Consider the following 23,558-nt stretch of genomic DNA (forward strand, 5'->3'; position numbering starts at 1 on the left):
CCCCCACATGTAGGGAGCCTGCAATGACGCACGTGTCCGGAAAGCAGCGAGCACGCCTGGCGGTGGCGCTCGCCGCCGCGGTGGCGGTGCTCGCCACAGCGTGCACCGGCGGCGGGGGCGCCGCGAAGGACCCCGCCGCGGGGTACGCTGGCCAGCCTGCGCAGTCGGGCAAGCCCAAGGACGGCGGCACGGTCACCGTCGCGCTGACCCCCGGCCTCAGCCCGAACTACATCTACCCCTACCCGCCGGCCGCCGCCAACGGGACCGTCATCGCCCGCGGCCTGATGTGGCGCTCCCTCTACCGGCCCAGCGGCGAGGGCGACCAGGTGGCCGACGCCGAGCTGAGCCTGGCCGAGCCGCCCGCCTACAGCCCCGACCGCAAGACCGTCACCATCAAGATGAAGGACTACAAGTGGTCCGACGGCAACCCGGTCACCGCCGGTGACGTCGTCTTCTCCCTGACCCTGCTCAAGGCGGCGCTCGCGGAGAGCCCGGCCAACTGGAGCTTCTACACCCCGGGCCAGTTCCCCGACGGGGTCACCGCCAAGGCCGCCGCGCCCGACACGCTGACCCTCGAACTGGAGACCGCGTACAACCCGTCGTACCTGATGTCGATGCTGACGCTGCTGTACGTGATGCCGTCCAAGGCGTGGGACATCGACCGCGCGGGCGGCCCGCACCTCGACTACACCAAGCCGAAGAACGCCGCGGCGATCTACAAGTACCTCACCAAGGAGTCGGAGTCGCAGTCCACGTTCGCCACGAACCCGCTGTGGCAGGTGGTCAACGGCCCGTACCGGCTCAAGAGCTTCGACCCGACGACCGGCTCGTTCTCGCTGGCGCGCAACGAGTCCTACAGCGGGCCCGGCGACTCGCGGCTCGACCAGGTCGACTTCAAGGCGTTCACCTCGGCCGCCGCGGTGCTCAACCAGTTCAAGGCGGGGAACCTGACCGTCGGCACGCTGGACTCCAGCTTCATCACGCAGATCGGCGCCCTGAAGGCCAAGGGGTTCAACGTCTACGGCGCGCCCGCGCCCGCCCGCTTCGACTCGCTGACCATCAACTTCGGCAACACCGTGAACGGCTTCGACAAGATCATCGCGCAGCCGTACGTCCGGCAGGCCCTCCAGCGCCTGATCGACCAGCCGGGCTACATCGCCGGCCGGGGCATCTACAACGGCGCCGGCTCGCCCAACTACAGCACCGCGGGCAGCGGCTCGCCGTACCCGTCGGCGTTCGGCGACGCGCCGTCGTACCCGCACGACCCGGCGGCGGCGGCCAAGCTGCTCACCGACAACGGCTGGCAGGTGGTCCCGAACGGCTCCACCACCTGCGTGCGGCCCGGCACCGGGCCGGGCGAGTGCGGCGCCGGCATCCCGCGCGGCCAGAAGATCAGCTTCACCCTGGCCTCCGCGAACACCCCCGCCTACGTCGGCGCCCGGGACGTCGCCTTCGCCTCGGCGGCCAAGAAGCTCGGCGTCGAGGTCAAGATCGTCACCAAGTCCCTCACCTACATGTACGCCAACTACGGCAACACCTTCGCGCCCGCGAACAAGAACGAGTGGGCGATGCAGGACTACGGGCCGCTCTACCTGGCGGCCGGTTACCCCAGCAGCAACACGGTGTTCAACGCCAAGGGCAGCTTCAACCTGGGCGGCTACCGCGACGACGAGGTGGACCGGCTCATCGACGCCTCGACCTTCGGCGCCGACGCCGGGGCCCTGTCGGCCGAGGTGACCAAGCTCGCCCAGGAACTGCCCGTGCTGTTCTTCCCGACCCCGCACACCCTGGTCGTGTGGAAGGACACGCTGTCCGGCCCGCAGTCGTCGTTCCGGGCCCTGCTCAGCTACCTGTACACGCCCGAGCTCTGGTACTTCCACGCATGACGCGGGACGCCTTCGCCCGGCCGCTGCGCCACCTCGACCCGGCCGCCGCCGCCGTCGCGGACGCCCGCACGCTGCGCGAGCTGGTCGGCGACGCCCGCGTGGTGGCCGTCGGCGAGGGGGCGCACAACGTCACCGAGTTCTACCGGCTCAAGGACCGGCTGTTCCGCGTCCTCGTCCGCGAGCTGGGGTTCTCGGCGTTCGTGATGGAGTCCGGCTTCGCCGAGGGGCTGGCCGTGGACGCCTGGGTCCACGGCGGGCCGGGGGAGGCCGCGGTGGTCGCCCGCGACGGCATCACCTACCGGTTCGGCGAGTGCGAGCCGATGCGGCGGCAGCTGCGCTGGATGCGCCGCCGCAACTCGGCGAGCCCGGCGAAGGTCTCCTTCTACGGCATGGACCTGCCCGGCTCGTCCACCTCGCCCGGCCCGGCGGTGCGCGCGTGCCTGGACCGCATGCCGGCCGGGCCGGGCGACGAGGAGCTGCTGATCCTGAGCGACCTGGGCGGCCGTACCGAGGCGGCGGTCCGGTACGCGGCCATGCCCGCGGCCGGCCGCGCCCGCCTGATCGCGGGGCTGCGCGAGCTGGCCGGGCGCGCGCTCCGATCGCAGGACCCGGTGCTGCGCCGGTGCGCGGCCTCCCTCCAGGCGTTCGCCGACGAGGCCGAGGCGGGGGAGGCCGTCCCGGCGGGAGTGCCCTACCCTCGGGAACGGTTCATGGCCGAGACCGTGGAATGGGTGCTCCAGCGGGAGCAGCGGATCGTCGTCAGCGCCCACAACTCCCACGTCCGGCGCTCGCCCTTCCACGGCCGGCCGACGCTGGGCGGCCTGCTCGCCGCGTCCCTGGGAGACGGCCTGGTCGTCGTCGGCACGACCTACGGCTCCGGCCCGGAGGTCCGCTTCACGCAGCGCTCCCCGCGCCCGTTCGACTGCGACGTGTCGCTGGAGGCGCGCACACTGCCGCCGAACTGCGTGGAGGCGCCGCTCGACCGCCTCGGCCCGCCCGTGGCCGTCGTCGACCTGCGCCGCGCGCCGGCCGAGCTGTTCGACGGGATCGACGGCACGCTCGCCGGCGGCGGCCTCGACCCGGTGGACGACTTCCCGGCCGCCTACGACGCCCTGATCCACGTCCGCCGGGTCAGCCGGGTCCCCGGCGCGTTCGAACGGCTCCAGGCCGAGTTCGCCGCCGCCCGGCCCGCCCATCCCGCCCATCCCGAACCGCCGGAGTCGTCGTGACCCTTCCCTATCCGCCCGCGCGCACCGTCGAGGTCGTCCAGGACGTCGCGGGCGTCCGCGTGCCCGATCCGTACCGGTGGCTGGAGGAGGAGACGCCCGAGGTGCGGCGGTGGCAGCGGCGGCAGGCCGAGCTGGCCGCCGCCGTCGCCTACGACGGACAGGACCCGGCGGCCGTCCGCAACCTGATCCTGGCCTTCGACACCGGATCCCGCCCGGCCCTGCCCAGCTACGCGGCCGGCCGCTGGTTCCGCCCGGTCACCCCGCCCGGCGCGACGGCCTCCGCCGTGGTCGTCGCCGACGAACCCTACGGCCCCGGCAGGACGGTGGCCGACCTGGCCGAGTTCGGCGGCGCGGCGGGGCCGGCGGTGCTGTCCTGGCTGGCGCCCTCCCCGGACGGCCGCGTCCTGGCCCTCGGCGTGTGCACCGACGGCAGCGAGCACAACACCATCCGGCTCGTCGAGGTGGACACCGGCCGCGCGCTCGACGCGCCCGGCCAGGTCCTGCACAGCGCGTGGGCCGGCGGCGTCTCCTGGACGCCCGACAGCGGCGGCTTCTCCTTCCTCGCGCTCACCGGCCCGCCGGAGGAGTTCCGGCAGGCGGTGTTCACCCACCGCCTCGGGACGCCGGGGGAGACCGTCGTGGAGCCGATCCCGGTCCCGGCGGGCTCGCGGGAGTACACGCTCGTCCAGTTCTCCCCGGACGGCCGCTGGGCCGTGGCCGCGCACCGGGTGGGCAGCCCGATCCCGTGCGCCGTCCGCGACCTGTCCGTGCCCGGGTCCGCGTGGCGGCCCTTCGTCACCCGCTGCGCCGGCACGGTCGCCGGCCACGTCGTGGGCGACCGCTACGTGGCGGTGACCGACGTCGGCGCCCCGCGCGGCCGGGTGGTCGCCATCCCGCTCGACGCCGCCGACCCGGACGACCCGTCGGGATGGGCCGAGCTGGTCCCCGAGGGCGACACCGTGCTGCGTTCGCTCACGCCGGTCGGCGAGCACCTGTACCTCAGCGAGTTCGACCGGACGTTCGCCCGGGTCCGGATCCTCGACCGCGCGGGCGCCGTCGCCGGTGAGGTGCCGCTGCCCGGCCGGGGCGCGCTCGCCGCCCCCTTCTTCGCCCTGACCGCCCTGGCCACCGGCATGCCCGCGGCCGACTTCGTCTTCGCCTTCTCCACGCTGACCAGCTCCTGGGGCGTCTACCGGCACCGGCCCGGCCAGAGCGCGCCGCACACCCTGTCGGCCCCGGCGGTCACGCTCGACGCCGAGGTGGCGGAGGGGCAGGCGGTGGCGGCCGACGGGGTCGCGGTGCCGTACCACGTGGTGCGCCCGGCCGGTCTCGACCCGGCGCGGCCCGCGCCGGTGCTCGTCTCGGCGTACGGGGCGGCCAACGTGCCCCTGCTTCCCCGGTACCAGCCGGACCTGGCCGCCTTCGTCGCCGCCGGGGGCGTGCTGGTGCAGGCGTACCTGCGCGGGGGCGGCGAGTTCGGCGGGGACTGGTACCGGGCCGCGCACCGGGAGCGGCGGCACGTCCGCGACTCCGACCTGGTGGCCGTCGCCGAGCACCTGATCGCCGAGGGCGTGACGGCCGCCGACCGGCTCGCGCTGACCGGCGGCTCCGACGGCGGGCTCATGTGCGGGGTCGCCGTCACCAGCCGGCCCGAGCTGTGGCGGGCCGTCCTGCCGCGGGCGCCGCTGCTGGACCTGATCGGCGGCACCCGCGACCCGTACCTCGACTTCGTCATCCGCAAGGCGTGGGCGGACCCGGACGACCCCGAGGAGGTCCGGCGGCTGCTCCGGATGTCGCCGTACGAGCTGGTGCGCCCCGGCGTCTTCCCCGCCGTCTACCTCCAGGCGGGGGCGGCCGACCCGCGCTGCCGTCCCTGGCACGCGCGCAAGTTCGCCGCCCGCCTCCAGGCGGCCCAGCGGGGGGACGAGCCCGTCCTGCTGCACGTCTTCGACGACGCCGGGCACGGCGCGGCCACCTCCCATGACGTGGCGGTCGCCCAGGACGCCGAATGGCTGGCGTTCCTCATCGGCACGCTCGGCCTGCGCGGCGCGGTCAGTCGTCCGGCGCGGACCTGATCGACATCAGGCGCAGCTGCAGCATGGCCGACAGGCGCGCGTCCGGGGAGCCGAGGTCGATCCGGCCCACCTCGGCCGCGCGCCGCAGCCGGTAGCGGAACGTGTTGGGATGCACGAACATCGCGGCGGCGGCCACCGAGACGTCGCCGAAGGCGTCGAGCCAGGCGTCCAGCGTCTCGACCAGGCTCGTCTGGTGCTCCCTGTCGTAGGCGACGATCCGGGCGATCGGCCCGCTGGGGACGTCGCCGCGGGGCACGAGGTCGGCCAGCTCCAGCAGCAGCGCGTCCACGTGCACGTCGTCCAGGCGGGCCACCTGCCGTCCGGCGGCGCCCGAGCGCAGCACGCGCAGCGCCCGGTCGGCGCCCGAACGGGAGCGGGCCAGGGCCGAGTTGTCCCCGGCCGGCCGGCCCACCCCGACCAGCGGGCGCAGGCGGGAGCCGACGCGGGCCAGGAACTCGGTGGCCACCAGGACCGCGCGCTCGTCGGCGTCCTGCCGGTTCTGCGGCAGCGGCAGGATGCCGTAGGCGACGTCGCCGACCAGCGCCGCGGCGGCCCGCGGGTGCACGGCGGACAGGTGCATGGCGAAGGCGTCGGCGAGCCGCTTGCGCTCGGCGGCGAGCTGGGCGGGCAGCGGGCTCTCGCCCGCCGGGCCGACGACGGTGAGCGCCAGAACGACCGCGGGCTCGTCCTTCAGCCCCAGGCGGCGGGCGGCCTCCAGGGAGCCGGGCCCGCTCTCCAGCGCGGTGCCCAGCAGCTCGGCCCGCAGCCGACGTTCCATGTCGGCGTCGGCGCGCTGCCACACCATGTGCATCGCGACCAGCTTGGACGCCTCGTAGAGCGCCTGGCCGCGCTCCTCGCCCAGCGGCTCGGGGACGACGACCCAGATCGTGCCTAGGATCTCGTCGCCGGCGCGCACCGCGATCGCCACCCGGGGCAGCGCGGGCGGCTGCCTGCCCTCGGGGTCGGGCAGGGGCGCCACGAAGACGGGCCGGTCGCTGCGGTAGATCGCCTGGAAGACGCCGCGTTCCTCCAGGATGCGGGTGTACTGCTCAGGGACCTGGCGGCCCAGGATCGTCCGCACGCGGGAGGTGTCGGTGTCCTCCTGGCGGCTGGAGAAGGCCAGCAGCCGCGAGTGGCGGTCCTCGATGGTGACGGGCGCGTCGAGCAGCGCGGCGATGGCGTTGGCCACGGCGAACAGGTCGCCGGACCCGAACCGGCCCGAGGCGTGGGCGCCGGGGCCGAGCCGGCCGCCGTCGGAGGTCAGCTCGCGCAGCATGCCGGCCAGGTGCGTCCAGGACGCGCCGCGGGCGAAGGCCAGCACCGCCACGCCCGCCCGGCCCGCCGCCGCGACCAGTCGATCGTCGGCGACGACGGGCGCGCGGACGACCAGCGCGGCGGCGCCGTGCCGCCCGAGCCGGGTCACGACCTGCGCGATCTCGGCCGGGTCGTGCAGGCCGACGCCGAGGACCAGCGCGTCGGCGGGCAGCTCGGGCTCGTCGAGCGGGTCGTGGATGACGACGCCGCCGATGTCCTGGGCGAGCCCGGCGTCGCCGCAGACGACCTGGAGCAGGGTGGTACCGAGTTCCTCCAGGACGCGGCCCAGGCTGGCACGCGGGAGGCCGGTCACGGGGACAAGCACGCTTCCGAAGCTAGCGCCGCCCCGGTGGCGTGTCGTTCGTCCGGGACGACGAAATGCCACCGGCTGATCTGTCGGAACCGACCAATCGCTCAGGACGGCATCGGCACCCACGTCGTGGCGACGGTGACCTCCTCCAGCACCTCCGGGATCGGGGCGACGCCGATCCCCGGGCCGGTCGGCACGGCGAGGTGGCCGTCCACCAGGCGGAACGGCGGCGTCAGGTCGGTCCGGTAGTAGCGGTCGGAGGCCGAGGTGTCGCCGGGCAGCAGGAACCCGGGCAGCGCGGCGAGCGCCACGTTGGCGGCCCGGCCCACGCCGGTCTCCAGCATGCCGCCGCACCACACCGGGACGTCGTGCGCGGCGCACACGTCGTGGATGCGCCTGGCCTCCAGGTGGCCGCCCACCCGGCCCGGCTTGATGTTCACCACCTGGCAGGCCCCGAGCGCGATCGCGTCGGCGGCGGCGCGGGCCGAGACGATCGACTCGTCCAGGCAGATCGGCGTCGTGAGGCGCTCGGCCAGCCGGGCGTGCCCGAGCAGGTCGTCCTGCGCGAACGGCTGCTCGATCAGCAGCAGGCCGAACGGGTCCAGCTCGGCCAGGTGCCGGGCGTCGCCGCGCCCGTACGCGGTGTTGGCGTCCACCTGGAGCGGGATGTCGCCGAACCGCTCGCGCACGGCCCGGACCGGCTCGACGTCCCAGCCCGGCTCGATCTTCAGCTTGATCCGCAGGTAACCCGCGTCCAGGTACTCGGCGACGGCGTCGAGCAGCGCGGGGATCGACCCGGTGATGCCCACCGACACCCCGCACGGCACGCTGTCGCGCACCGCCCCGAGCGCGTGGGCCAGCGGGACGCCGCGGGCGCGCAGGTCCGCGTCCAGGACGGCCGTCTCCAGGGCGGCCTTGGCCATCCGGTGCCCCTTGAACGCCGCCAGCGCCGGGGCGACCTTGTGCGCGTCCAGTTCCGCCACGCCGGCCAGCGCCGGGACCAGGAAGCGGGTCAGCACGTCGGCCGCGGCGTCGGTGTACTCCGAGGAGTACAGGGGCGCCGTGCCCGCGCCGCACTCGCCCCAGCCCTCGGCCTCGCCGGTGACGACCCGCACCAGCACCGCCCGGCGCACCGTCTCGGTGCCGAACGACGTGCGGAACGGCGTCACGAGCGGCATCTCGACCGTGCGGACCTCCACACCGGTGATCTTCATTCCGTCTCCTGTCTGTCCACGATGTACCAGCCTGTCCGGTCGAAGCCGCGCACCCGGCCGCCGCCTTCGAGCAGCTCGCCCAGCACGTCCCGCAGCGCCCTGCGCCAGTCGGCGGCGCGGGCCGGGTCGCTCTCGCGCATCGCCTCGACGTCGCCGGGCACGCCGACCAGGACGGTGGGCGCCCCGGCGTACCGGACCAGTGGCCCGCCCGCCGCCGACGCCTCCAGCGCCACGGCCGCGCCCGCCGCCCGTGCCGCCGCCGCGTCCGCCTCGACCGGGCGGCCCGCGCAGGCCGCCTCGACGGCGGGCGTCTCCAGCCGCCAGCGGACCAGGACGCGGTCGGTGGCGTCGGCGCGGTTGATGTCGTCGTCCATGGGGCCGTAGAAGTCCGGCAGGTACTCGGCCGGATCTGCGCCCAGCTTGGCCAGGTTGAAGTAGGCGTTGCGGCGTACCAGCGGGTCGTAGGTCCAGCAGATCTCGCCGACGCCGCGCAGCATCGCCCAGGCCCGCTGGTGCAGCTTCATGGCGAACCCGACGTTACGGCCCTGCATGCCCGCCAGCACGCCGGCGATGTGACTGTGCAGGGCGGCGCGCGCCGGCGGGGAGAAGAAGCCGAAGCAGGCGCCCACCATCCGGTCGCCGTCGAAGGCGCCGCTCACGTAGCTGCCCGCCTTCGACAACGCCCGCAGCATGTCGGCCGTCACCGGGGGGTTGTTCTCACCGGTGCGCCAGATGTGCTCGTACAGGCGGCGGACGGCTTCCAGCTCGCCGACGCTGTCCAGGGGGCGGATGTCGATGCCCGCGCCGTCGGCGGCGGCCTGCGCCGCGGCGCACGCGGCCTCGACGGCCCGGGAGTCGCGACGGTCACGGATGAGATCAGTCACGCCGGTCATGGTCGCAGCCGCCTTCGTCCCGTAGCTGGTCGGCGAGCACCGGGCGGCGGCGCCCCTTTCGTCCGCCCGGACAACCGCGTCCCCGCTCGCCCTCCCGCGGGGCGGTCACCGCTGCGCGGCCAGCAGGTCGGCGACCAGGGCCGTCAGCAGCCGGGTGCGGCCAGGCAGCTCCGCGACCAGCACGTGCTCGTCGTCGGCGTGCGCGCCGCCGCCGACCGCGCCCAGGCCGTCCAGGGTGGGTGTGCCGACCCCGGCGGTGAAGTTGCCGTCGGACGCCCCGCCCACGGCGACCGAGGCCAGTGGCCCGATCCCGAGGCCGCCGGCGAGCCGGCACGCCCGCTCGAACAGCTCCTTCGACGCCGACGCCGGGAGCGGCGGCCGGTTCGGCCCGCCGCCGACCGTGACGCCCGCGCCGGGCAGCACCGGCCGCAGCCCGCGCATCGCCGCGTCCACCCGGTCCTGCTCGCCGGCGTCCCCGACCCGTACGTCCACGTCGAAGCGGGCCAGCGCGGGCACCGTGTTGACCGTGGTGCCCGCCTCCAGGCGGGTCGGGGTGACGGTCGTGCCCAGCGCGGGATCGGCCAGCGCCGCCACGGCCGCGATCTGGTGGGTCACCTCGACCGTCGCGTTCACGCCGCGTTCCGGCTCCAGCCCGGCGTGCGCGGCCCGGCCCCGCACCAGCACCTCGTACCGGGAGACGCCCTTGCGCTCGGTCTTGAGCGCCCCGCCGGGACCGGCGGCCTCCAGGACCAGCGCCGCCGCGCAGCCGCGCGCCTCGTCCTCGACCAGCCCCCGCGAGGTGGGGGACCCGGGCTCCTCGTCGCCGGTGACCAGGACGGTCACGCCGTCCAGGTCGTCCAGCGCCGCCAGCGCGTGGAACGCCATCACCAGCCCGGCCTTCATGTCGAAGCAGCCCGGCCCGCGCAGCACCCCGTCGCGCACCTCGAACGGGTGCCGCTCCAGCGAGCCGACCGGCCACACCGTGTCGTGGTGGCCGAGCAGCAGCACCCGGGGCTCGCCGCCGAACCGCCACCGCAGGTGGGTGCACCCGTCGATGACGACGCGCTCGGCCTCGGCCCCCAGCCGGGCGGCGCCCACCTCGGCGACGGCCGTGGCGCTGCGGGCGACCGCGGCCAGGTCGCCGGACGGCGACTCGCAGCGTACGAGCCGCTCGACGTCGGCGATCATCGCGGCCTCGCGGGCCCGGTCGGACGTGGTACGGCGTGGTGTCATGGTGGCTGCCTCCGGTCGGACGGACCGCCCATCATGGTGAACCACGACGCGGACGGGCCTGTCGGACCGGCCAACATCGGCCCGCCCCGTTGGGCCCCGCCGACGACCGCCTGGCTAGGTGAGGTCGGCGAAGCGTTCAACGTCCTCGGTGCGGCCGGAGACGATGATCACGTCGCCGTACGCCAGCTCGGTGTCGGAACCGGCGTAGGTGAACTCCTCCTCCACGCTCTTGACCGCCACCACGGTGACGCCGTGCTTGCGGCGCAGGTTGGAACGGCCGAGCGCGACCCCGATGTACTCCTTGGGCGGCCGGGTCTTGGCCATCGCGAAGTTCTCGTCCACCTGCATGAAGTCCAGCATCCGGCCGGTCACCATGTGGGCCACCCGCTCGCCCATGTCGTGCTCGGGGAAGACGACGTGATGGGCGCCGATGCGCCCCAGGATCCGGCCGTGCTGGCGGCTGACGGCCTTGGCCCAGATGTCGTCGATCTCCAGCTCGATCAGCAGCGACGTGGTCAGGATGCTGGCCTCCAGGTCGCCGCCGATGGCCACGACCGCCCGGTAGAAGTCGGGCACGCCGAGCTGGCGCAGCGTCTCCAGGTCGGTGGAGTCGGCGGTGGCGATGTGGGTGATCTGCCCGGCCAGGCTCTGGGCGACCTTGGGCCGGTTGTCGATGGCCAGGACCTCGGTGCCGCGCCGGGTGAGCTCCAGGGCGAGCGAGGTGCCGAACCGGCCCAGGCCGATGACCACGACGGGATCTGTCTTCTTGTCAGCCAACGATGACACGTTCCTCGGGTAGTTCGTAGCGACGGGTGCGCTCCTTCAGGGCGAGCGCGGAACCCAGCGTGAGCGGGCCGATGCGCCCGATGAACATCAGCACCGCCAGCAGCAGGTGCCCGGCGGGCGTGGTGTCGGCGGTGATGCCGGTGGACAGCCCGTTCGTGCCGAACGCCGAGACCACCTCGAACAGCACCTGGTCCAGGCTGTGGGGCGTGATGGCGAGCAGCAGGTAGGTGGAGACGGCGACCAGCACGACGCCGATCATGGTGATCGAGATGACCTGGCGCTGCGCGGACTCGGCCAGGCGCCGGTGGCCGATGTTCACCCGGGGCTCGCCCCGCAGCTCGGCCCAGATGATGAACGCCAGCAGCCCGAACGTGGTGACCTTGATGCCGCCCGCCGTCCCGGCGCTGCCGCCGCCGATGAACATCAGCAGGTCGGTGGCGAGCAGGCTGCTCGGGTAGAGCTGGCCGATGTCGAGGCTGTTGAACCCGCCCGACCGCGGCATGACCCCGGTGAAGAACGCGGCCAGCAACTTGCCGGAGTCGTCGAGCCCGCCGAGCGTTTCGGGGTTGCGCCACTCGGTCACCAGGAAGACCAGCGTCCCCACCGCGAGCAGGACGAGCGTCACCCCGACGGTGACCCGGGTGAGCACCGACCACCGGCTGGGCCGGCGCCAGGCGCGGGCCAGCTCGAACACCACCGGGAAGCCCAGCCCGCCCACGATCACCGCGATCGCGATCGGCAGGCAGATCCACGCGTCGGTGACGAAGCTCATCAGATTGTCCGACCACAGCGCGAACCCGGCGTTGTTGAACGCCGACACCGCGTGGAACCAGCCCAGGTACATCGCCCGGCCCAGCGGCTCGCCGTAGCCCGTGGCGAAGCGCGCGGTGAGCACGGCGCCGACGATCAGCTCGGAGACGAGGCTGAAGATGACCACGTTGCGCACCACGCGCCGGACGTCGGACATGCTCAGCGTCTTGGTCTCGGCCTGGGCGAACATGCGGGCGCGCAGCCCCAGCCGGCCCGCGACCAGGACGGTGAACAGCGTGGCCATCGTCATGATGCCCAGCCCGCCCACCTGGACCAGCATGGCGATCACCACTTCCCCGGCCACCGACCAGTGGGTGGCGGTGTCCACCACGACCAGGCCGGTCACGCAGACCGCGGACGTCGCGGTGAACAGCGCGGTCAGCCAGCCGGCCGACTCGCCCGTGGCCGTGGCCATGGGCGAGGTCAGCAGGGCCGTGCCGGTCAGGATGAGGGCCGCGAACCCGGTCGCGATGACCTGGGCCGGGTGGTGGAACCGGGACAGGAAGGCGCCCGTCAGCCGCAGGTTTCTCATGGCGCGCCCCCGCCGTGCGCGGCCGGACGGGGGACATGATGTGAGGCGAGCACGATCAGACGGTAGACCACCCGGCCACCGCTCCGGAAAACGCGTCCGGAGACAGGGGCCGGGAGCGTGGCCCGAAGGTAACGCGGCTAAAAATGCGACAAAAACGATTCGGCGTCGGGAAAGCCGTGCAGGTCACGTCAGTAGAGTGACAATCTCGTAGGTGATCACGAACGGGGCGCGATCGGCATGCTGGGGGAGGACACGCCGTATCCGATGCTGCTCGCCGACGCCTCGGGCGCCGTCGAGCGGGCGAACGCCGCCGCCCGGTCGTTGCTGGGCGACACGGCGCGGATCGCGCCGGACTGGCTGGCCCACGCCCACCACGACCTCTGCGCCCGCCTGGCCGCGTCACCCGCCGGGAGCGCACCTGACGCCGAAGGCGCGCCCGGCGCCGGGCGCGTGCCTGACGCCGTGGGCGCGCCCGAGGCCGGGAGCGTGCCCGAGCCTGCTCGGGGGCCGGTCGGGGAGCGGGTGTTCGAGGCCCATCCCGTGCGTGCCGGGCGCGAGCGCGTCACCTGGTTGCTGGTCGACGTCACCGCGCGGGAGCGGGCCATGGAGGTGCTGCGGGCCGAGCGGGACTCGGCCGCGTCCATGGTGGCGGCGGCCACCGAGCTGCTGTCCTCGCTCAACCTCGACCGCTGCCTGGAGGCGGTCGCCCGCCTGGCCGTGACGCACCTCGCCCAGGCCGCCCGGGTCGTCGTGCCGCTGGGCTCGCGCCGGTACGAGGTCGCCTACCACGAGGCCGGCGGCGAGGCCGTGCGCCGGAACCTGGACATCGACCCGCGCTCCATGCCGGGGCTGGCCGAGGCGCTGCGGGCCTTCCCGCCGGTGCCCGCCCGCTGGGTGGACCCCGGGCGCGCGCCCGGCTGGGTGCTGGGCGAGGGGCGGGACGACACGCGTTCCGTGGCGGTGATCTCGCTGCCCGGCTACGGCCTGCCCGCGGGCGCGCTGATCCTGCTGCGCTCCTCAGCCGGCTTCTCCGCGGCCGAGGAGGTGTTCGCCCGGCTGTTCGTGGCCCGAGCCGGCACCGCCATCTCCATCGCCCGCGTGTACGCCGAGCAGGGAGCCATCACCGAGACGCTGATGGCCGACCTGCTGCCGCCGATGACGCCGTACCTCGACGTCGCCGACGTGGCGGCCCGCTACCGGGCGGCGGGCCACGGCGCGCTGGTCGGCGGGGACTTCTACGACGTGCACCCGGTCGCCGGATCGGGCGGGGCGGCGCTGGTGGTGCTCGGCGACGTCTCCGGCAAGGGGCTGGAGGCCGCCGTGCTGACCGGCAAGATCCGCAACACGCTGCGCGCCCTGCTGCCGCTGGCCGACGACCACCAGCGCGTGCTGGAGCGGCTCAACGAGGTGCTGCTCGCCGGGCCCAGCCCGCGTTACGTCACGCTGGTGCTGGCGGGGGTCGAGCGCCGCGGCCACCGGCTGGAGCTGCGGCTGACCAGCGCCGGCCATCCGCCGCCGATGATCGTCCGCAACGACGGCCGGGTGGAGGACGCCCGCACCCGCGGCACCCTGATCGGCCTGCTCGACCAGATCACCAGCGTCACCGAGACGGTGCTCCTGGCCCCCGGCGAGACGTGCCTGCTCTACAGCGACGGCGTCATCGAGGCCAGGGGCGGGCCGCTGGGCGACGAGATGTTCGGCGACGACCGGCTGCGCGAGGAGCTGCGGCAGTGCGTCGGCATGCCGGCCGCCGCCCTGGCCGAACGCGTCCAGATGCTCGCCTCCCAGTGGGCGGGCGAGCGGGAGCGTGACGACATCGCCATCGTCGCCATCGGCGCGCCGCGCGAGGCGCCCGACGGCCCGGACGGCCCGGACGGCCCGGACGGCCCGGACGGAGGTCTTCCGGCGTGAGCTCTTCGGGCGTGCGGGACGAGATCGAGCGCCACGTCGAGGCGCTGCGGGCGGCGGCGACGGCCGGCGACGAGTACGCCGCGATCGACGCCGCGCGGGCCGCCCTCGACGACGGCGTGCCCCTGGAGGCCATGCTCCTGGACGTCGTCGCCGTCGCGCAGGCCCGCGTGGGCCTGGACTGGGCGGCCAACCGGCTCACCGTCGCCCAGGAGCACACGGCGACCGCCGTCCACGAGCGGGTGCTGGCCGTGCTGGCCCACGAGCCGGGCGCGCGCGGCCACCGTTCCGGCCCGGCGAGGGGACGGGTGAGCGTGGCGTGCGTGGACGGCGAGTGGCACACCTTCCCGGCCCGGCTGCTGGCCGAGGTGCTCCGGCTGCGCGGCTGGCAGGTGGACTACCTGGGGGCGCACGTCCCGACCGCGCACCTGGTCGTGCACGTGCACAGGACCGCCCCGGCCGTGGTCGCGCTGTCCGGGTCGATCGCCACCCGGCTGCCCGCCGCGCACGCGGCCATCAGCGCCTGCCAGGCGGCGGGCGCGCCCGTGCTCGTCGGCGGCGCCGCCTTCGGGCCCGACGGCCGCTACGCCCGCCTGCTCGGGGCCGACGCGTGGGCGCCCGACGCGCGGACCGCGGCCGACCTGCTCGACGCCGGGCCGCCGCCGCGCCGGGCCGCGACCGGGCTGAGCCCGGGACGGCCGCCGCACCTGGCCGGCCCCGAGTACACCGCGCTCACCGACCGGGCGCCCGAGCTGGTCAGAGGCGTCATGGCGGAGCTGGACGAGCACGTGCCCGTCACCGCGGGCGAGGAGCCGACCGGCCACACCGCCGAGGACGTCGCCTACGTCGTGGACTACCTCAAGGCCGCCGCCTACGTCGACGACCCCGGCCTGTTCACGTCCTTCGTCGGCTGGATGGCGTACGTGCTGACGGCGCGCGGCGTGCCGGCCCGGGTGCTGGCCGTCACGCTCGACGCGCTGGCCGTCCGCCTGGCCGGCCTGCCGCGCACCCGCGAGCTGCTCGCCCAGGCACGGGCCGGGCTGCCCGACGGGCCCCGCTGACCGCCGCCCAGGTTCAGTCGCGCTCCTGCCAGGTGCACAGGCAGACGTGGTTGCCCTCGGGGTCGGCCAGCACCCAGAACCGCGGCGCCTCGTCGGCGTGCACCAGCCGCCCGCCCGCCGCCAGCGCCGCGTCGATCCGGGGCTGGACCTGCGCGGGCTCCACCCACACGTCGAGGTGCCAGCGCTGGCGGGGCTCCTCGTCGCCGGACGGCTGGAACCACACGCCGGGCAGCGCGCCGGCCGGGTCGTGCAGCTCGCCCCGGTCATCGGCGGGCATCGCCAGCACCGCCGCCCAGAACGGCCGGACCGTGTCCCGAGCGGGGGTGTCGAGGCCGAGTTCGAACACGGAGACGGACGCCGGGTCGAGGCGCACCCCGGCGTCGGCGGCGAGGGACGCGATCGCGCGCGCCAGCCGCACGTCGCGCCCGGTGACGCCGCCCGTGTCGTGGCTGGTCAGCCGGACGTCGACATGGGTGTATCGCAGGTCGAGGTCGGGATGGTGGTCCATCTCCTCGGCCACCGCCCCGATGGCGTCGACGAGCGCCAGCCCGGCCGCGAACGTGCCGGTGTGGAGGCGGGTGTGCAGGCTGCCGAGCAGGTACGCCCACCCCGCCGGCCCCTCCTGTGCGATCTGCGATCCGGTCAGCTTGGCCATGCGGTCATTCTCGCAGGAGTCAGTCGAGGCAGAACCGACGCCCACACGCGCCCGACCTGCTCTTATATGGGCGAAACCGTTCCTGACCAGGCTTTTTGCCTTCCACTGGGTCTCGATGGATCGCGCCCAGGCTCAGGGTGATGCCCCCTCTGTCCGGCCCTGCGCCGAGAGGCGCATTCTCCGTGTCGGTAGGTGTTCGTACCTCCGGCCCATCGGCGATGGTCGCGTCCCCGCTACTCCCTGCGTGCGTGCGGCTGCGTTGCAACGCAGACCCCCGGCGACCCGCGCGCGACACCCCGACCCCTGTCGCGTCGTCGGCAGGGCTTCGGCGACGACCGTCGCCGTTCTCGTGGGGTAAGCGCAATCAGATCCGTCAGGAGGCAGACAGCTTGCGCATGCTCGGCTACCGTCCGCAGTATGGCGAACGACGGCGAGCAGGAAGAGCGTCCGGTGTGCGGCACCTGCATGGGTGCCGGCGGGGAGTGGATCGACCAGAACGGCGACTCGAAGAAGCAGTCCACATGGGTGTCGTGCAAGTCCTGCAGCGGGACCGGCCGTAAGTGACGGACCCGATCACCTGCCCCGAATGCCAGGGCCGCCGCGGCGTGCAGCTCGGCGAGCTGTTCCTTTCCTGTACGTTCTGTGGCGGCCTCGGCCAGGTGGGTGGCGACAACGAGCCCGCCGAGCGCGGCGCGGAACCGCCCCCGGACGGGCCGCCGCCGGCCTGGGAGCACCAGGTATGGTCCGACCCGTGGATCGCCGAGACGCTCGGATGCCGCTTCTGCCTTGGCTCGAAGAAGGTGACCCACGTCGAAGCGGGCACGCTCGTCATCGTGCCATGCAGGTGTGCCGAGGACTGAGCCCTCAACCGCCCTACGGCGGCCTGTAGGTACGCACGCGTCCGCCTCACGGAAGGCACTCGACACGGCAAGCGCCGAACGGCACCGCCAGGCCGCCCTGATCGCAGTGGCGGTTGGTCCAGCGGCGGGCGGTGGTGACGGCGACCTGGAAGCGTTCAGCGGCTCGGCGCAGCGGCCAGCCGTCCTCGACGACACAGCGGGCCAGGCGCAGGCGTCCGGGTTCGGTCGGCGGCGCGTTACGGTGGGGCATGAGGGCCTTTCTGGTCGGCGGGTAGATGTCGCCATCCACACCGAACCGAAGGCCCTCGCCCATTCACAAGATCGTCGACATCGTGTCGTCGTCCCCGTATCCAAACCTCTGTGGTCAGTACAGCTAGTGTGATGCGCCTGAAATTCGTCGGATAAGTTCATATGCTGATATCTATGGCGCACCGAGGGCCAGTCGCGGTGGAGACTCACCTGTCGGACGCCCTCGCTGAATGTCTTCGGCGAATTTCAGGCTCATGACATGGGCAGTTCCAGCGGGTAGCGCCTGATGTCCACGGTGAGGAGATCGGCAAGGAAGGCCGCTTGCCGCGGATCGTCCCAGTCGCCGACCTCGCCCCCGTTGACGGCCGTCCACACTCCCCACTCCAGCAGCATGTACGTGAGAGCGGTCGGCCACAGTTCCCGCTCTCGCACCGTCAACCGCACGTGCCCAAGGTAGGCATCACGGAAGGTGGCCCATTCCATCTCGTCAAACAGCCTCGCTGGACGACCTGGCAGGTCGTTGTGGAACAGCAGCACGGCCAGGGCCAGGTCGAGAAGCCTCGGCGCCCGTTCCCCGTTGTCGGGGTCGACCAGTACGGGTCCGGTCTGGCTGTACACGAGGTTGACGGCTTTGAAGTCCATGGTCACATCGGCCGCCGGCAGGTCGGCGTCGCGGATGGCCGGGAGCATGGTCGCCATGAACGACCGCAGCAGCGGTTCGAGCCTGCCGAGCACCTCCCCTTGCAGGTCCGGCCGGTAGACCTTGAGTACCTTGTCGAGACTCGTGACCTCGTCCTCGACCGACTGCTCATCGTGATCAGGCCACTCGAAGCCGGGCAGACCGGTTGAGTCTTCGGCGCTACCGGCCGTATGCAGGCGCCCCAGCAACTCGCCGGCGGCGCAAATGTCCGCCGACGAGCCGTCATAAGTGCGTCCATCGATCCACGGATAGGCGATCCAGTCATACCCGCCGATCCGACGTGGCCCGGCCAGCGGCGTCACCACTGGTACCCCCAGGCCGGCAAGATGTCGCACCCACCTGCCCATGGCCTCGGGCGAGTGGGTGCGCTTGACGGCGACTGCCACTCCGTCGATCACACCACGGAATACGGGTGAGTAGAGATACATCGACTCCTGCGGCTCGATCCCAAACTGCCGGAACACCTCGGAGTAGTCGTTAGTCACAAGCTTCGACCCTAGCGGGGGCATAAGCATTTATCCGACGAATTTCAGGCGCATCGCACTAGTCGAGGCAGAACTCGTTGCCCTCGGGGTCGGTCATCACGATGTGGCCGGCGCCGAACGGCGGCTCGGGTTCGTGCCGCCGCACCCGCGTCGCGCCCAGCCCGACCAGCCGCTCGCACTCGGCCTCCAGGGCGGCCATGCGCTCCTCGCCGCGCAGCCCGGGAGCCGCCCGGACGTCGAGGTGCACGCGGTTCTTGGCGGTCTTGCCCTCCGGCACCCGCTGGAAGAACACCCGGGGGCCCCGGCCGTCGGGGTCCTCGATGGCCGACCGCGTGTCGCGCTCCTCCTCCGGGACGCCCATCCTGGCCAGGAAGTCGTCCCAGGCGGCCAGCGGGTCGGCGCCCTGCGGCAGCTCGACCCCGGGCGGCCCGGGGTGGACGTAGCCCAGTGCGTCACGCCAGAACGTCGACAGCGCCTTGGGGTCGTGGGCGTCGAAGGTGATCTGGACATGGCGGCTCATACGAATCACTCCGTTCGGTGCAGGAAGAGGTTCCCGGGAACACTGTGACATCACTGGCGGACAGGATCGGTCCGCTGCCGTCCCAGTGCCGCCGCCTCCTCGCGCAGCCACTCGACCAGCGTCGGCACCAGCGGGTGGTCGCGCCGCGGGGCGGTGGCGATCCCGATGTAGCGGGCCGGGCGCGGCGGGTTCAGCGGCACGACGGCCAGGCCGGGCGTCCCGCGCGCCAGGCAGATGGACGGCACCAGGCTGACGCCCAGCCCGGCCGCCGTGAGCGCCTGCGCCAGGTGGTAGTCGGTGGTGGAGCCGCTGACCCGCAGCTCGAACCCGGCCGCGGCGGCGTACCCGCGCAGGAACGCCTCGGTCTTGGAGCAGCCGATCACCCACGGCTGCTCGGCCAGCTCGGCCAGGTCCAGCGACGCCCGGCCGGCCAGCGGATGGGCGGCCGGCAGCGCCACCGACAGCGGGTCCTCGGCCAGCGGCGTCCAGGCCAGCCCCGTACGGTCGCCGGGCAGCACCGGCAGCGGCCCGTCGAAGTGGTAGGCGATCGCCAGGTCCGCCTCGCCGCGCCGGACCAGCGGCAGGCTGTCCTCCGGCTCCCGCTCGACCACGTTCGTCTCGACCTCGGGATGGCCGGCGACGAACCGCGCCAGCACGCCGGGCAGCAGCGCGCGGCCGCCGCTGGTGAAGGTGGCCACGGTCAGCCGCCGGCGCCCGGAGGCCAGCTCGTCGATCCGCTCCCGGGCGTGCCGCAGCTCGGCCGCGATCGTCTCGGCCGTCTCCACCAGCAGCCGGCCCGGCTCGGTGAGGGCCACGCCGCGGGTGCTGCGGGTGACGACCGGGGTGCCGAGCTGTCGTTCCAGCGCGGCGATCTGCTGCGAGACGGCGGACGGCGTGAGCAGCATCGCAGCCGCCGCCCGGTTGAAGCTGCCGTGCGCGGCCACCTCCCGCAGCACCCTGAGCCGGTGGGCGTCGATCAACAGTTCTCCTTAACGCGAGGCCAGCAAGTCACCACTACCACTGCTGACCCCGTCCGGGCCAGTCTTGGCCGCATGCGACACATCTGCGTCATCGGCGGCAACCGCTACTTCGGCCGCCGCCTGATCCGCCTGCTGCTGGCCGGCGGGGACCGCGTGACCGTGGTCAACCGGGGCTCGGCCGCGCCGCCGCCCGGCGCCGAGCACGTGGTCGCCGACCGGGCGGACGCGGCGGCCCTGGCCCGAGCCCTGGGCGGCCGGGCCTTCGACGCCGTCGTGGACCAGGTCTGCTACACGCCCCAGCACGCCGACGTCGCCCGCCGGGTCTTCGCCGGCCGCACCGCCCGCTACGTGATGACCTCCACCATGGAGGTCTACGACCCGGCCACGTCGCCGTCCCTGCAGCCCCCGGCCGCGGCCCCGGTCCGCGAGGAGACGGTCGAGGCCGCGTCCTGGCCGGTGGAGCGCGGCCTGCCGTGGGGGTCGCCGGACGCCCTGTCCCGGCTGCTCGGCGAGGCGACCGCGTACGCGGAGGGCAAACGCCAGGCCGAGGCCGTGTTCGCCCGGGACCCGGCCTTCCCGTTCCTCGCCGTGCGCAGCGCCCACGTGCTCGGCGGCGGGGACGCCGACTTCACCGGACGGCTGCGCCACTACGTGGACCGCGTACGCGCCGGGCTGCCGGTCGCCGTGCACCGCGACCCGGCCCCGACGTCGTTCGTCCACCACGCGGAGATCGCCGCCTTCCTGCACTGGACGGCGACGGGCACCGACGTCACCGGCGCGCTCAACGCCGCCTCCCGCGACACGCTGACCGTCACCGGCCTGTGCGCGGCGATCGCCGCCGCGACCGGCTCGCCGGCGCCCGTCCACCGGGTGGTGACCGGCGGCGAGGCCGCCTCGCCGTTCTCCTTCGACCGCTCCTACGCCATCGACGCCGGCCGGGCCGCCGCGCTCGGCTTCGCGTTCACCGACGTCGCGGCCTGGCTGCCGCGAGCCGTCACCGACCTCCTCCCGGAAGGCTGACCGACCATGATCACCCGCCGCATCGGAACCGCCGAGGTCAGCGCCGTCGGCCTGGGCGCCATGCCGCTGTCCGTCGAGGGCCGTCCGGACCGCGCCCGCGCGATCGCCACCGTGCACGCCGCCCTCGACGCGGGCCTCACCCTGATCGACACGGCCGACTCCTACCACTGGCACGCCGGCGAGCTCGGCCACAACGAGGAGCTCGTCGCCGAGGCCCTGGCCACCTGGTCCGGCGACGCCTGCGGGGTGCTGGTCGCCACGAAGGGCGGGCGCGGCCGGCCCGGCGACGGCTCCTGGACGGTCGACGGCCGTCCCGACCACCTCAAGGCCGCCTGCGAGGGCTCCCTGCGCCGCCTGCGCGTCGAGGCGATCGGCCTCTACCAGCTGCACAAGCCCGACCCGGACGTCCCCTGGGCGGAGTCGGTGGGCGCGCTGCGCGACCTCCTCGACGCGGGCCTCATCCGCGCGGCCGGCGTCTCCAACGTGACCTGCGAGCAGATCCACGAGGCCAGGGCCGTCCTCGGCGACTCCCTGGTCTCGGTGCAGAACCGCTACAGCCCCCAGCACCGCGACAGCCTGCCCGAGCTGCGGCTGTGCGACCGCCTCGGCATCGCCTTCCTGCCGTGGAGCCCCCTGGGCGGCATCGCCCGCAGCGCCCTGGACGGCCCCGGCGCCGCCCCGCCCCGCACCCCCTTCCACGAGGTGGCCGAGGAACGCGGCCGCACCCCGCAGCAGGTCTGCCTGGCCTGGCACCTGGCCCACTCCGAGCACGTCGTCCCCATCCCGGGCGCCACCCGGCCGGAGTCGGTGCGGGCGTCGGCGCGGGCGACGGCCCTGACGCTGACCGAGGACGAGCTGCGCCGGCTGAACGTGACCTGAGGTAGCCGAATGACTACCCTACGCTTGCCAGGTGGAGTCGCGGCGTGCTGACCTGGCCGCGTGAGCTCATGCCAGGACCGCGTGGTCCACGAGGTGCGCACCCTGATGGACCGGGGCGTCGCGGCCGAGCACGTCGGCGCCGCCGTGTCCGCCGCCATCGCCCCGCTGCTGCCGCACGACGCGCTGAGGCTGGTCGGCACCAGCCCGGCGACCGGGCTCGGGCAGGGCTCGTTCAGCTTCTGGCATCGCTACGAACGCGAGCTGGCCGTCTCCCTGCTCGCCCACCGCCGTGCCCACGGCGACCCGTGCCGGCCCGCGTCGCTGGCCCGGCTGCGGGTGCCGGCCGCGGTGGCCGGCGCCGAGGAGGGTGCGCGGCGGGCGTTCGCGGCCTGCGGCGCCTCCTGCGAGCTGCGGCTGCTGCTGCGTGACGCGCGCGGCGGCGTGTGGGGCCTGCTCGGGCTGGTCCGGGCCTGCGACACCCCGCCGTTCACCGAGGACGACCTGCACAGGGCCACGCTGCTCACCCCGGCCCTGATGACCGCGCTGCGCAGGTACGTCACCGCCGCCCCGCTCGCCTCCACCGCGCCCGCCCTGCCCGCCGGGGTGATCGTCGTCGGCCCCGACCGCGGCATCCGCGCCGTGACGCCGCAGGCCCAGGCGTGGCTGGACCGGCTGCGCTGCCCCGACCGGCACGGCGTGCACGCCTGGCTGGCCGACATGTTCGTCACGGCCCTGGCGGCCGACGCCGCCGAGCACGCGCGCGGCGTGGACGCCGGCCGGCCGATCATCTGCGCCCCGGCCGCCCGGTACGGCCGCTGGCTGGCCGTCGAGGGCCAGGCCCTGGACGAGGACGGCACGGGCGAGGTGGCCGTGGTGATCCAGGCGGCGACCGGCGGCCTGCTGCTGCCCTCGTTCTGCGACTGGTACGCCCTCACCCCGCGCGAACGCGGCGTCCTCGACCTGCTGTGCGCCGGAGCGGCGCCGAAGCAGATCGCCCGGCTGCTCGACCTGTCCGGACACACCGTGCACGACCACCTCAAAGCGGTCTTCCGCAAGACCGGCGCGAGCGGCCGGGACGAGCTCATGGCCGCCTTCACCGCCTGAACGCCATCCCCAACACCGGGGGGCTGTCCGGGCCGCCGCCCCGCCCGACCATGAAGGAGTACGCAGCACTACCAGGGGAGGCACCCGTGACCCAGATCTCAACCCCCGCCCGCCGCCAGGTCGAGCGCTTCCTGGACTTCTCCGACCGCGTCGGGGGCCTGGAGGAGGCCGACGTGCTGGCCCTCCTGCGCGACCACGACATCACCACGCTGGAGCAGCTCGTCGCCAAGGCGGTCAGGGCGCCGCGCTCGGCCAGGCCCGTGCCGGCGGACCCCGCCAGGGCGCTGGCCCGGCCCAGGGCCGCCGCGGCGCTCGCCACCGCACCCATCACCCACCCCGCGCCCGCCATGGCGGTGGTCGTGGACGGCGTCGAGCACGACCCGGCGGACCTCACCCGGTTCGACGGCCGCCCGCTGACCTTCCTCTACCACCCCGAGCGCCTGACGGCGGTCACCGACGACACCGCGGTCAACGGCGCGCTGTGGGCCGCGGCGTTGCTGCGCGACCCCCGTCCGGCCACGCGGGGCGAGGTGCAGATGTTCGAGCACGTGGAGTACGCCGGTGACTGGTTCTGGTGCCCGGCCCGCCAGGCCTACAACGACCTGACCGACGTCCACCACGGCCCGCTGCACCTGCACGACTGGAACGACGTCATCAGCTCCATGGGCGGCACGAACTGCACGGTCCGCTACTACGAGCACATCAACTTCGGCGGCAGCTCGCTGATCGTGCCGCCCTTCTCCGACATCCCGAACCTCGTCCCCAGCGGGTGGAACGACCGGATCTCCTCGGTCTGGAACCACGGCTGACCCTTCGTCCACCGGCCCTCCCCGGCGGACGGCGGCGCCGCGTACC

Annotated in this window: 21 protein-coding genes and 1 pseudogene; 11 read left to right on the forward strand and 11 right to left on the reverse strand. The window is 74.1% G+C overall.

Annotation, left to right across the window (positions count from 1 at the left end):
* Positions 1-23: 23 nt before the first annotated feature.
* The 3 genes from ABZ444_RS43955 to ABZ444_RS43965 are packed head-to-tail and all read left to right on the forward strand — an operon-like array spanning position 24 to position 5,190.
* Complete coding sequence (locus tag ABZ444_RS43955; protein WP_358010145.1) at positions 24-1,886, forward strand: ABC transporter substrate-binding protein; 1,863 nt, start codon at positions 24-26, stop codon at positions 1,884-1,886.
* Complete coding sequence (locus ABZ444_RS43960) at positions 1,883-3,115, forward strand: erythromycin esterase family protein (RefSeq protein ID WP_358010147.1); 1,233 nt, start codon at positions 1,883-1,885, stop codon at positions 3,113-3,115. Before ABZ444_RS43955 ends, ABZ444_RS43960 begins: the two co-directional genes overlap by 4 nt.
* Complete coding sequence (locus ABZ444_RS43965; RefSeq protein WP_358010148.1) at positions 3,112-5,190, forward strand: prolyl oligopeptidase family serine peptidase; 2,079 nt, start codon at positions 3,112-3,114, stop codon at positions 5,188-5,190. Before ABZ444_RS43960 ends, ABZ444_RS43965 begins: the two co-directional genes overlap by 4 nt.
* Here the strand turns inward: ABZ444_RS43965 and ABZ444_RS43970 are convergent.
* The 6 genes from ABZ444_RS43970 to ABZ444_RS43995 all read right to left on the reverse strand — a co-directional run bounded on the left by ABZ444_RS43970 (position 5,168) and on the right by ABZ444_RS43995 (position 12,282).
* On the reverse strand, positions 5,168-6,829 hold the full coding sequence (locus ABZ444_RS43970; protein WP_358010149.1) for a helix-turn-helix domain-containing protein: 1,662 nt from the start codon (positions 6,827-6,829) through the stop codon (positions 5,168-5,170). The genes ABZ444_RS43965 and ABZ444_RS43970 overlap by 23 nt on opposite strands.
* An 89-nt stretch (positions 6,830-6,918) precedes the next feature.
* Positions 6,919-8,028, reverse strand: a complete 1,110-nt coding sequence (menC, locus tag ABZ444_RS43975; protein ID WP_358010150.1) for an o-succinylbenzoate synthase — start codon at positions 8,026-8,028, stop codon at positions 6,919-6,921.
* Positions 8,025-8,912, reverse strand: a complete 888-nt coding sequence (locus tag ABZ444_RS43980) for a GNAT family N-acetyltransferase (protein ID WP_358010151.1) — start codon at positions 8,910-8,912, stop codon at positions 8,025-8,027. Before ABZ444_RS43980 ends, menC begins: the two co-directional genes overlap by 4 nt.
* Before the next feature lie 114 nt (positions 8,913-9,026).
* Complete coding sequence (locus tag ABZ444_RS43985; RefSeq protein WP_358010152.1) at positions 9,027-10,154, reverse strand: M20 family metallopeptidase; 1,128 nt, start codon at positions 10,152-10,154, stop codon at positions 9,027-9,029.
* A gap of 114 nt (positions 10,155-10,268) precedes the next feature.
* Positions 10,269-10,931, reverse strand: a complete 663-nt coding sequence (locus ABZ444_RS43990) for a TrkA family potassium uptake protein (RefSeq protein ID WP_358010153.1) — start codon at positions 10,929-10,931, stop codon at positions 10,269-10,271.
* On the reverse strand, positions 10,924-12,282 hold the full coding sequence (locus ABZ444_RS43995) for a potassium transporter TrkG (protein WP_358010154.1): 1,359 nt from the start codon (positions 12,280-12,282) through the stop codon (positions 10,924-10,926). Before ABZ444_RS43995 ends, ABZ444_RS43990 begins: the two co-directional genes overlap by 8 nt.
* 237 nt (positions 12,283-12,519) lie before the next feature.
* Here ABZ444_RS43995 and ABZ444_RS44000 point away from each other — a divergent pair, with 237 nt between their 5' ends.
* Both ABZ444_RS44000 and ABZ444_RS44005 read left to right on the forward strand, forming a co-directional pair.
* Complete coding sequence (locus tag ABZ444_RS44000; RefSeq protein WP_358010155.1) at positions 12,520-14,193, forward strand: PP2C family protein-serine/threonine phosphatase; 1,674 nt, start codon at positions 12,520-12,522, stop codon at positions 14,191-14,193.
* Positions 14,190-15,251, forward strand: coding sequence for a cobalamin-dependent protein (locus tag ABZ444_RS44005; protein WP_358010156.1), 1,062 nt, complete (start codon positions 14,190-14,192; stop codon positions 15,249-15,251). Before ABZ444_RS44000 ends, ABZ444_RS44005 begins: the two co-directional genes overlap by 4 nt.
* A gap of 13 nt (positions 15,252-15,264) precedes the next feature.
* On the opposite strand, the gene ABZ444_RS44010 is transcribed toward ABZ444_RS44005, so the two are convergent.
* Complete coding sequence (locus ABZ444_RS44010; protein WP_358010157.1) at positions 15,265-15,906, reverse strand: 4a-hydroxytetrahydrobiopterin dehydratase; 642 nt, start codon at positions 15,904-15,906, stop codon at positions 15,265-15,267.
* A 417-nt stretch (positions 15,907-16,323) separates the two neighbouring features.
* Here ABZ444_RS44010 and ABZ444_RS44015 point away from each other — a divergent pair, with 417 nt between their 5' ends.
* Positions 16,324-16,470 (forward strand): hypothetical protein, encoded by a 147-nt coding sequence (locus tag ABZ444_RS44015; RefSeq protein ID WP_358010158.1) that lies wholly within the window; start codon positions 16,324-16,326, stop codon positions 16,468-16,470.
* Positions 16,467-16,766, forward strand: coding sequence for a hypothetical protein (locus ABZ444_RS44020; protein WP_358010160.1), 300 nt, complete (start codon positions 16,467-16,469; stop codon positions 16,764-16,766). The genes ABZ444_RS44015 and ABZ444_RS44020 overlap by 4 nt, the downstream gene beginning before the upstream one ends.
* Before the next feature lie 106 nt (positions 16,767-16,872).
* Here ABZ444_RS44020 and ABZ444_RS44025 read toward each other — a convergent pair.
* The 4 genes and pseudogenes from ABZ444_RS44025 to ABZ444_RS44040 all read right to left on the reverse strand — a co-directional run.
* Positions 16,873-17,016, reverse strand: a pseudogene (locus ABZ444_RS44025) (leucine zipper domain-containing protein); the annotation flags it as partial.
* A 251-nt stretch (positions 17,017-17,267) separates the two neighbouring features.
* Positions 17,268-18,200 carry a phosphotransferase gene (locus tag ABZ444_RS44030; RefSeq protein WP_358010161.1) on the reverse strand — a complete coding sequence of 311 codons (933 nt, stop codon included), beginning with the start codon at positions 18,198-18,200 and terminating at the stop codon, positions 17,268-17,270.
* A gap of 58 nt (positions 18,201-18,258) precedes the next feature.
* Positions 18,259-18,720, reverse strand: coding sequence for a VOC family protein (locus ABZ444_RS44035; protein ID WP_358010162.1), 462 nt, complete (start codon positions 18,718-18,720; stop codon positions 18,259-18,261).
* Positions 18,721-18,770: 50 nt separating this feature from the next.
* The gene (locus ABZ444_RS44040; protein ID WP_358010163.1) at positions 18,771-19,700 is read right to left on the reverse strand and encodes a LysR family transcriptional regulator; all 930 of its coding nucleotides are present in this window, start codon (positions 19,698-19,700) and stop codon (positions 18,771-18,773) included.
* A gap of 72 nt (positions 19,701-19,772) precedes the next feature.
* Between ABZ444_RS44040 and ABZ444_RS44045 the strand changes: the two genes are divergently transcribed.
* The 4 genes from ABZ444_RS44045 to ABZ444_RS44060 all read left to right on the forward strand — a co-directional run bounded on the left by ABZ444_RS44045 (position 19,773) and on the right by ABZ444_RS44060 (position 23,512).
* Positions 19,773-20,720 (forward strand): NAD-dependent epimerase/dehydratase family protein, encoded by a 948-nt coding sequence (locus ABZ444_RS44045; RefSeq protein WP_358010164.1) that lies wholly within the window; start codon positions 19,773-19,775, stop codon positions 20,718-20,720.
* A gap of 6 nt (positions 20,721-20,726) precedes the next feature.
* Positions 20,727-21,599 (forward strand): aldo/keto reductase, encoded by an 873-nt coding sequence (locus ABZ444_RS44050; RefSeq protein WP_358010165.1) that lies wholly within the window; start codon positions 20,727-20,729, stop codon positions 21,597-21,599.
* Between the two features lie 60 nt (positions 21,600-21,659).
* A complete protein-coding gene (locus ABZ444_RS44055; RefSeq protein WP_358010167.1) occupies positions 21,660-22,703 on the forward strand; it encodes a helix-turn-helix transcriptional regulator in 1,044 nt (347 codons plus the stop codon).
* Positions 22,704-22,789: 86 nt separating this feature from the next.
* Positions 22,790-23,512 (forward strand): hypothetical protein, encoded by a 723-nt coding sequence (locus ABZ444_RS44060; RefSeq protein WP_358010169.1) that lies wholly within the window; start codon positions 22,790-22,792, stop codon positions 23,510-23,512.
* Positions 23,513-23,558 lie beyond the last annotated feature (46 nt).

Origin of the sequence: Nonomuraea sp. NPDC005730 (genome assembly GCF_040630865.1) — a bacterium.
In the GTDB taxonomy this organism is placed as follows: domain Bacteria; phylum Actinomycetota; class Actinomycetes; order Streptosporangiales; family Streptosporangiaceae; genus Nonomuraea.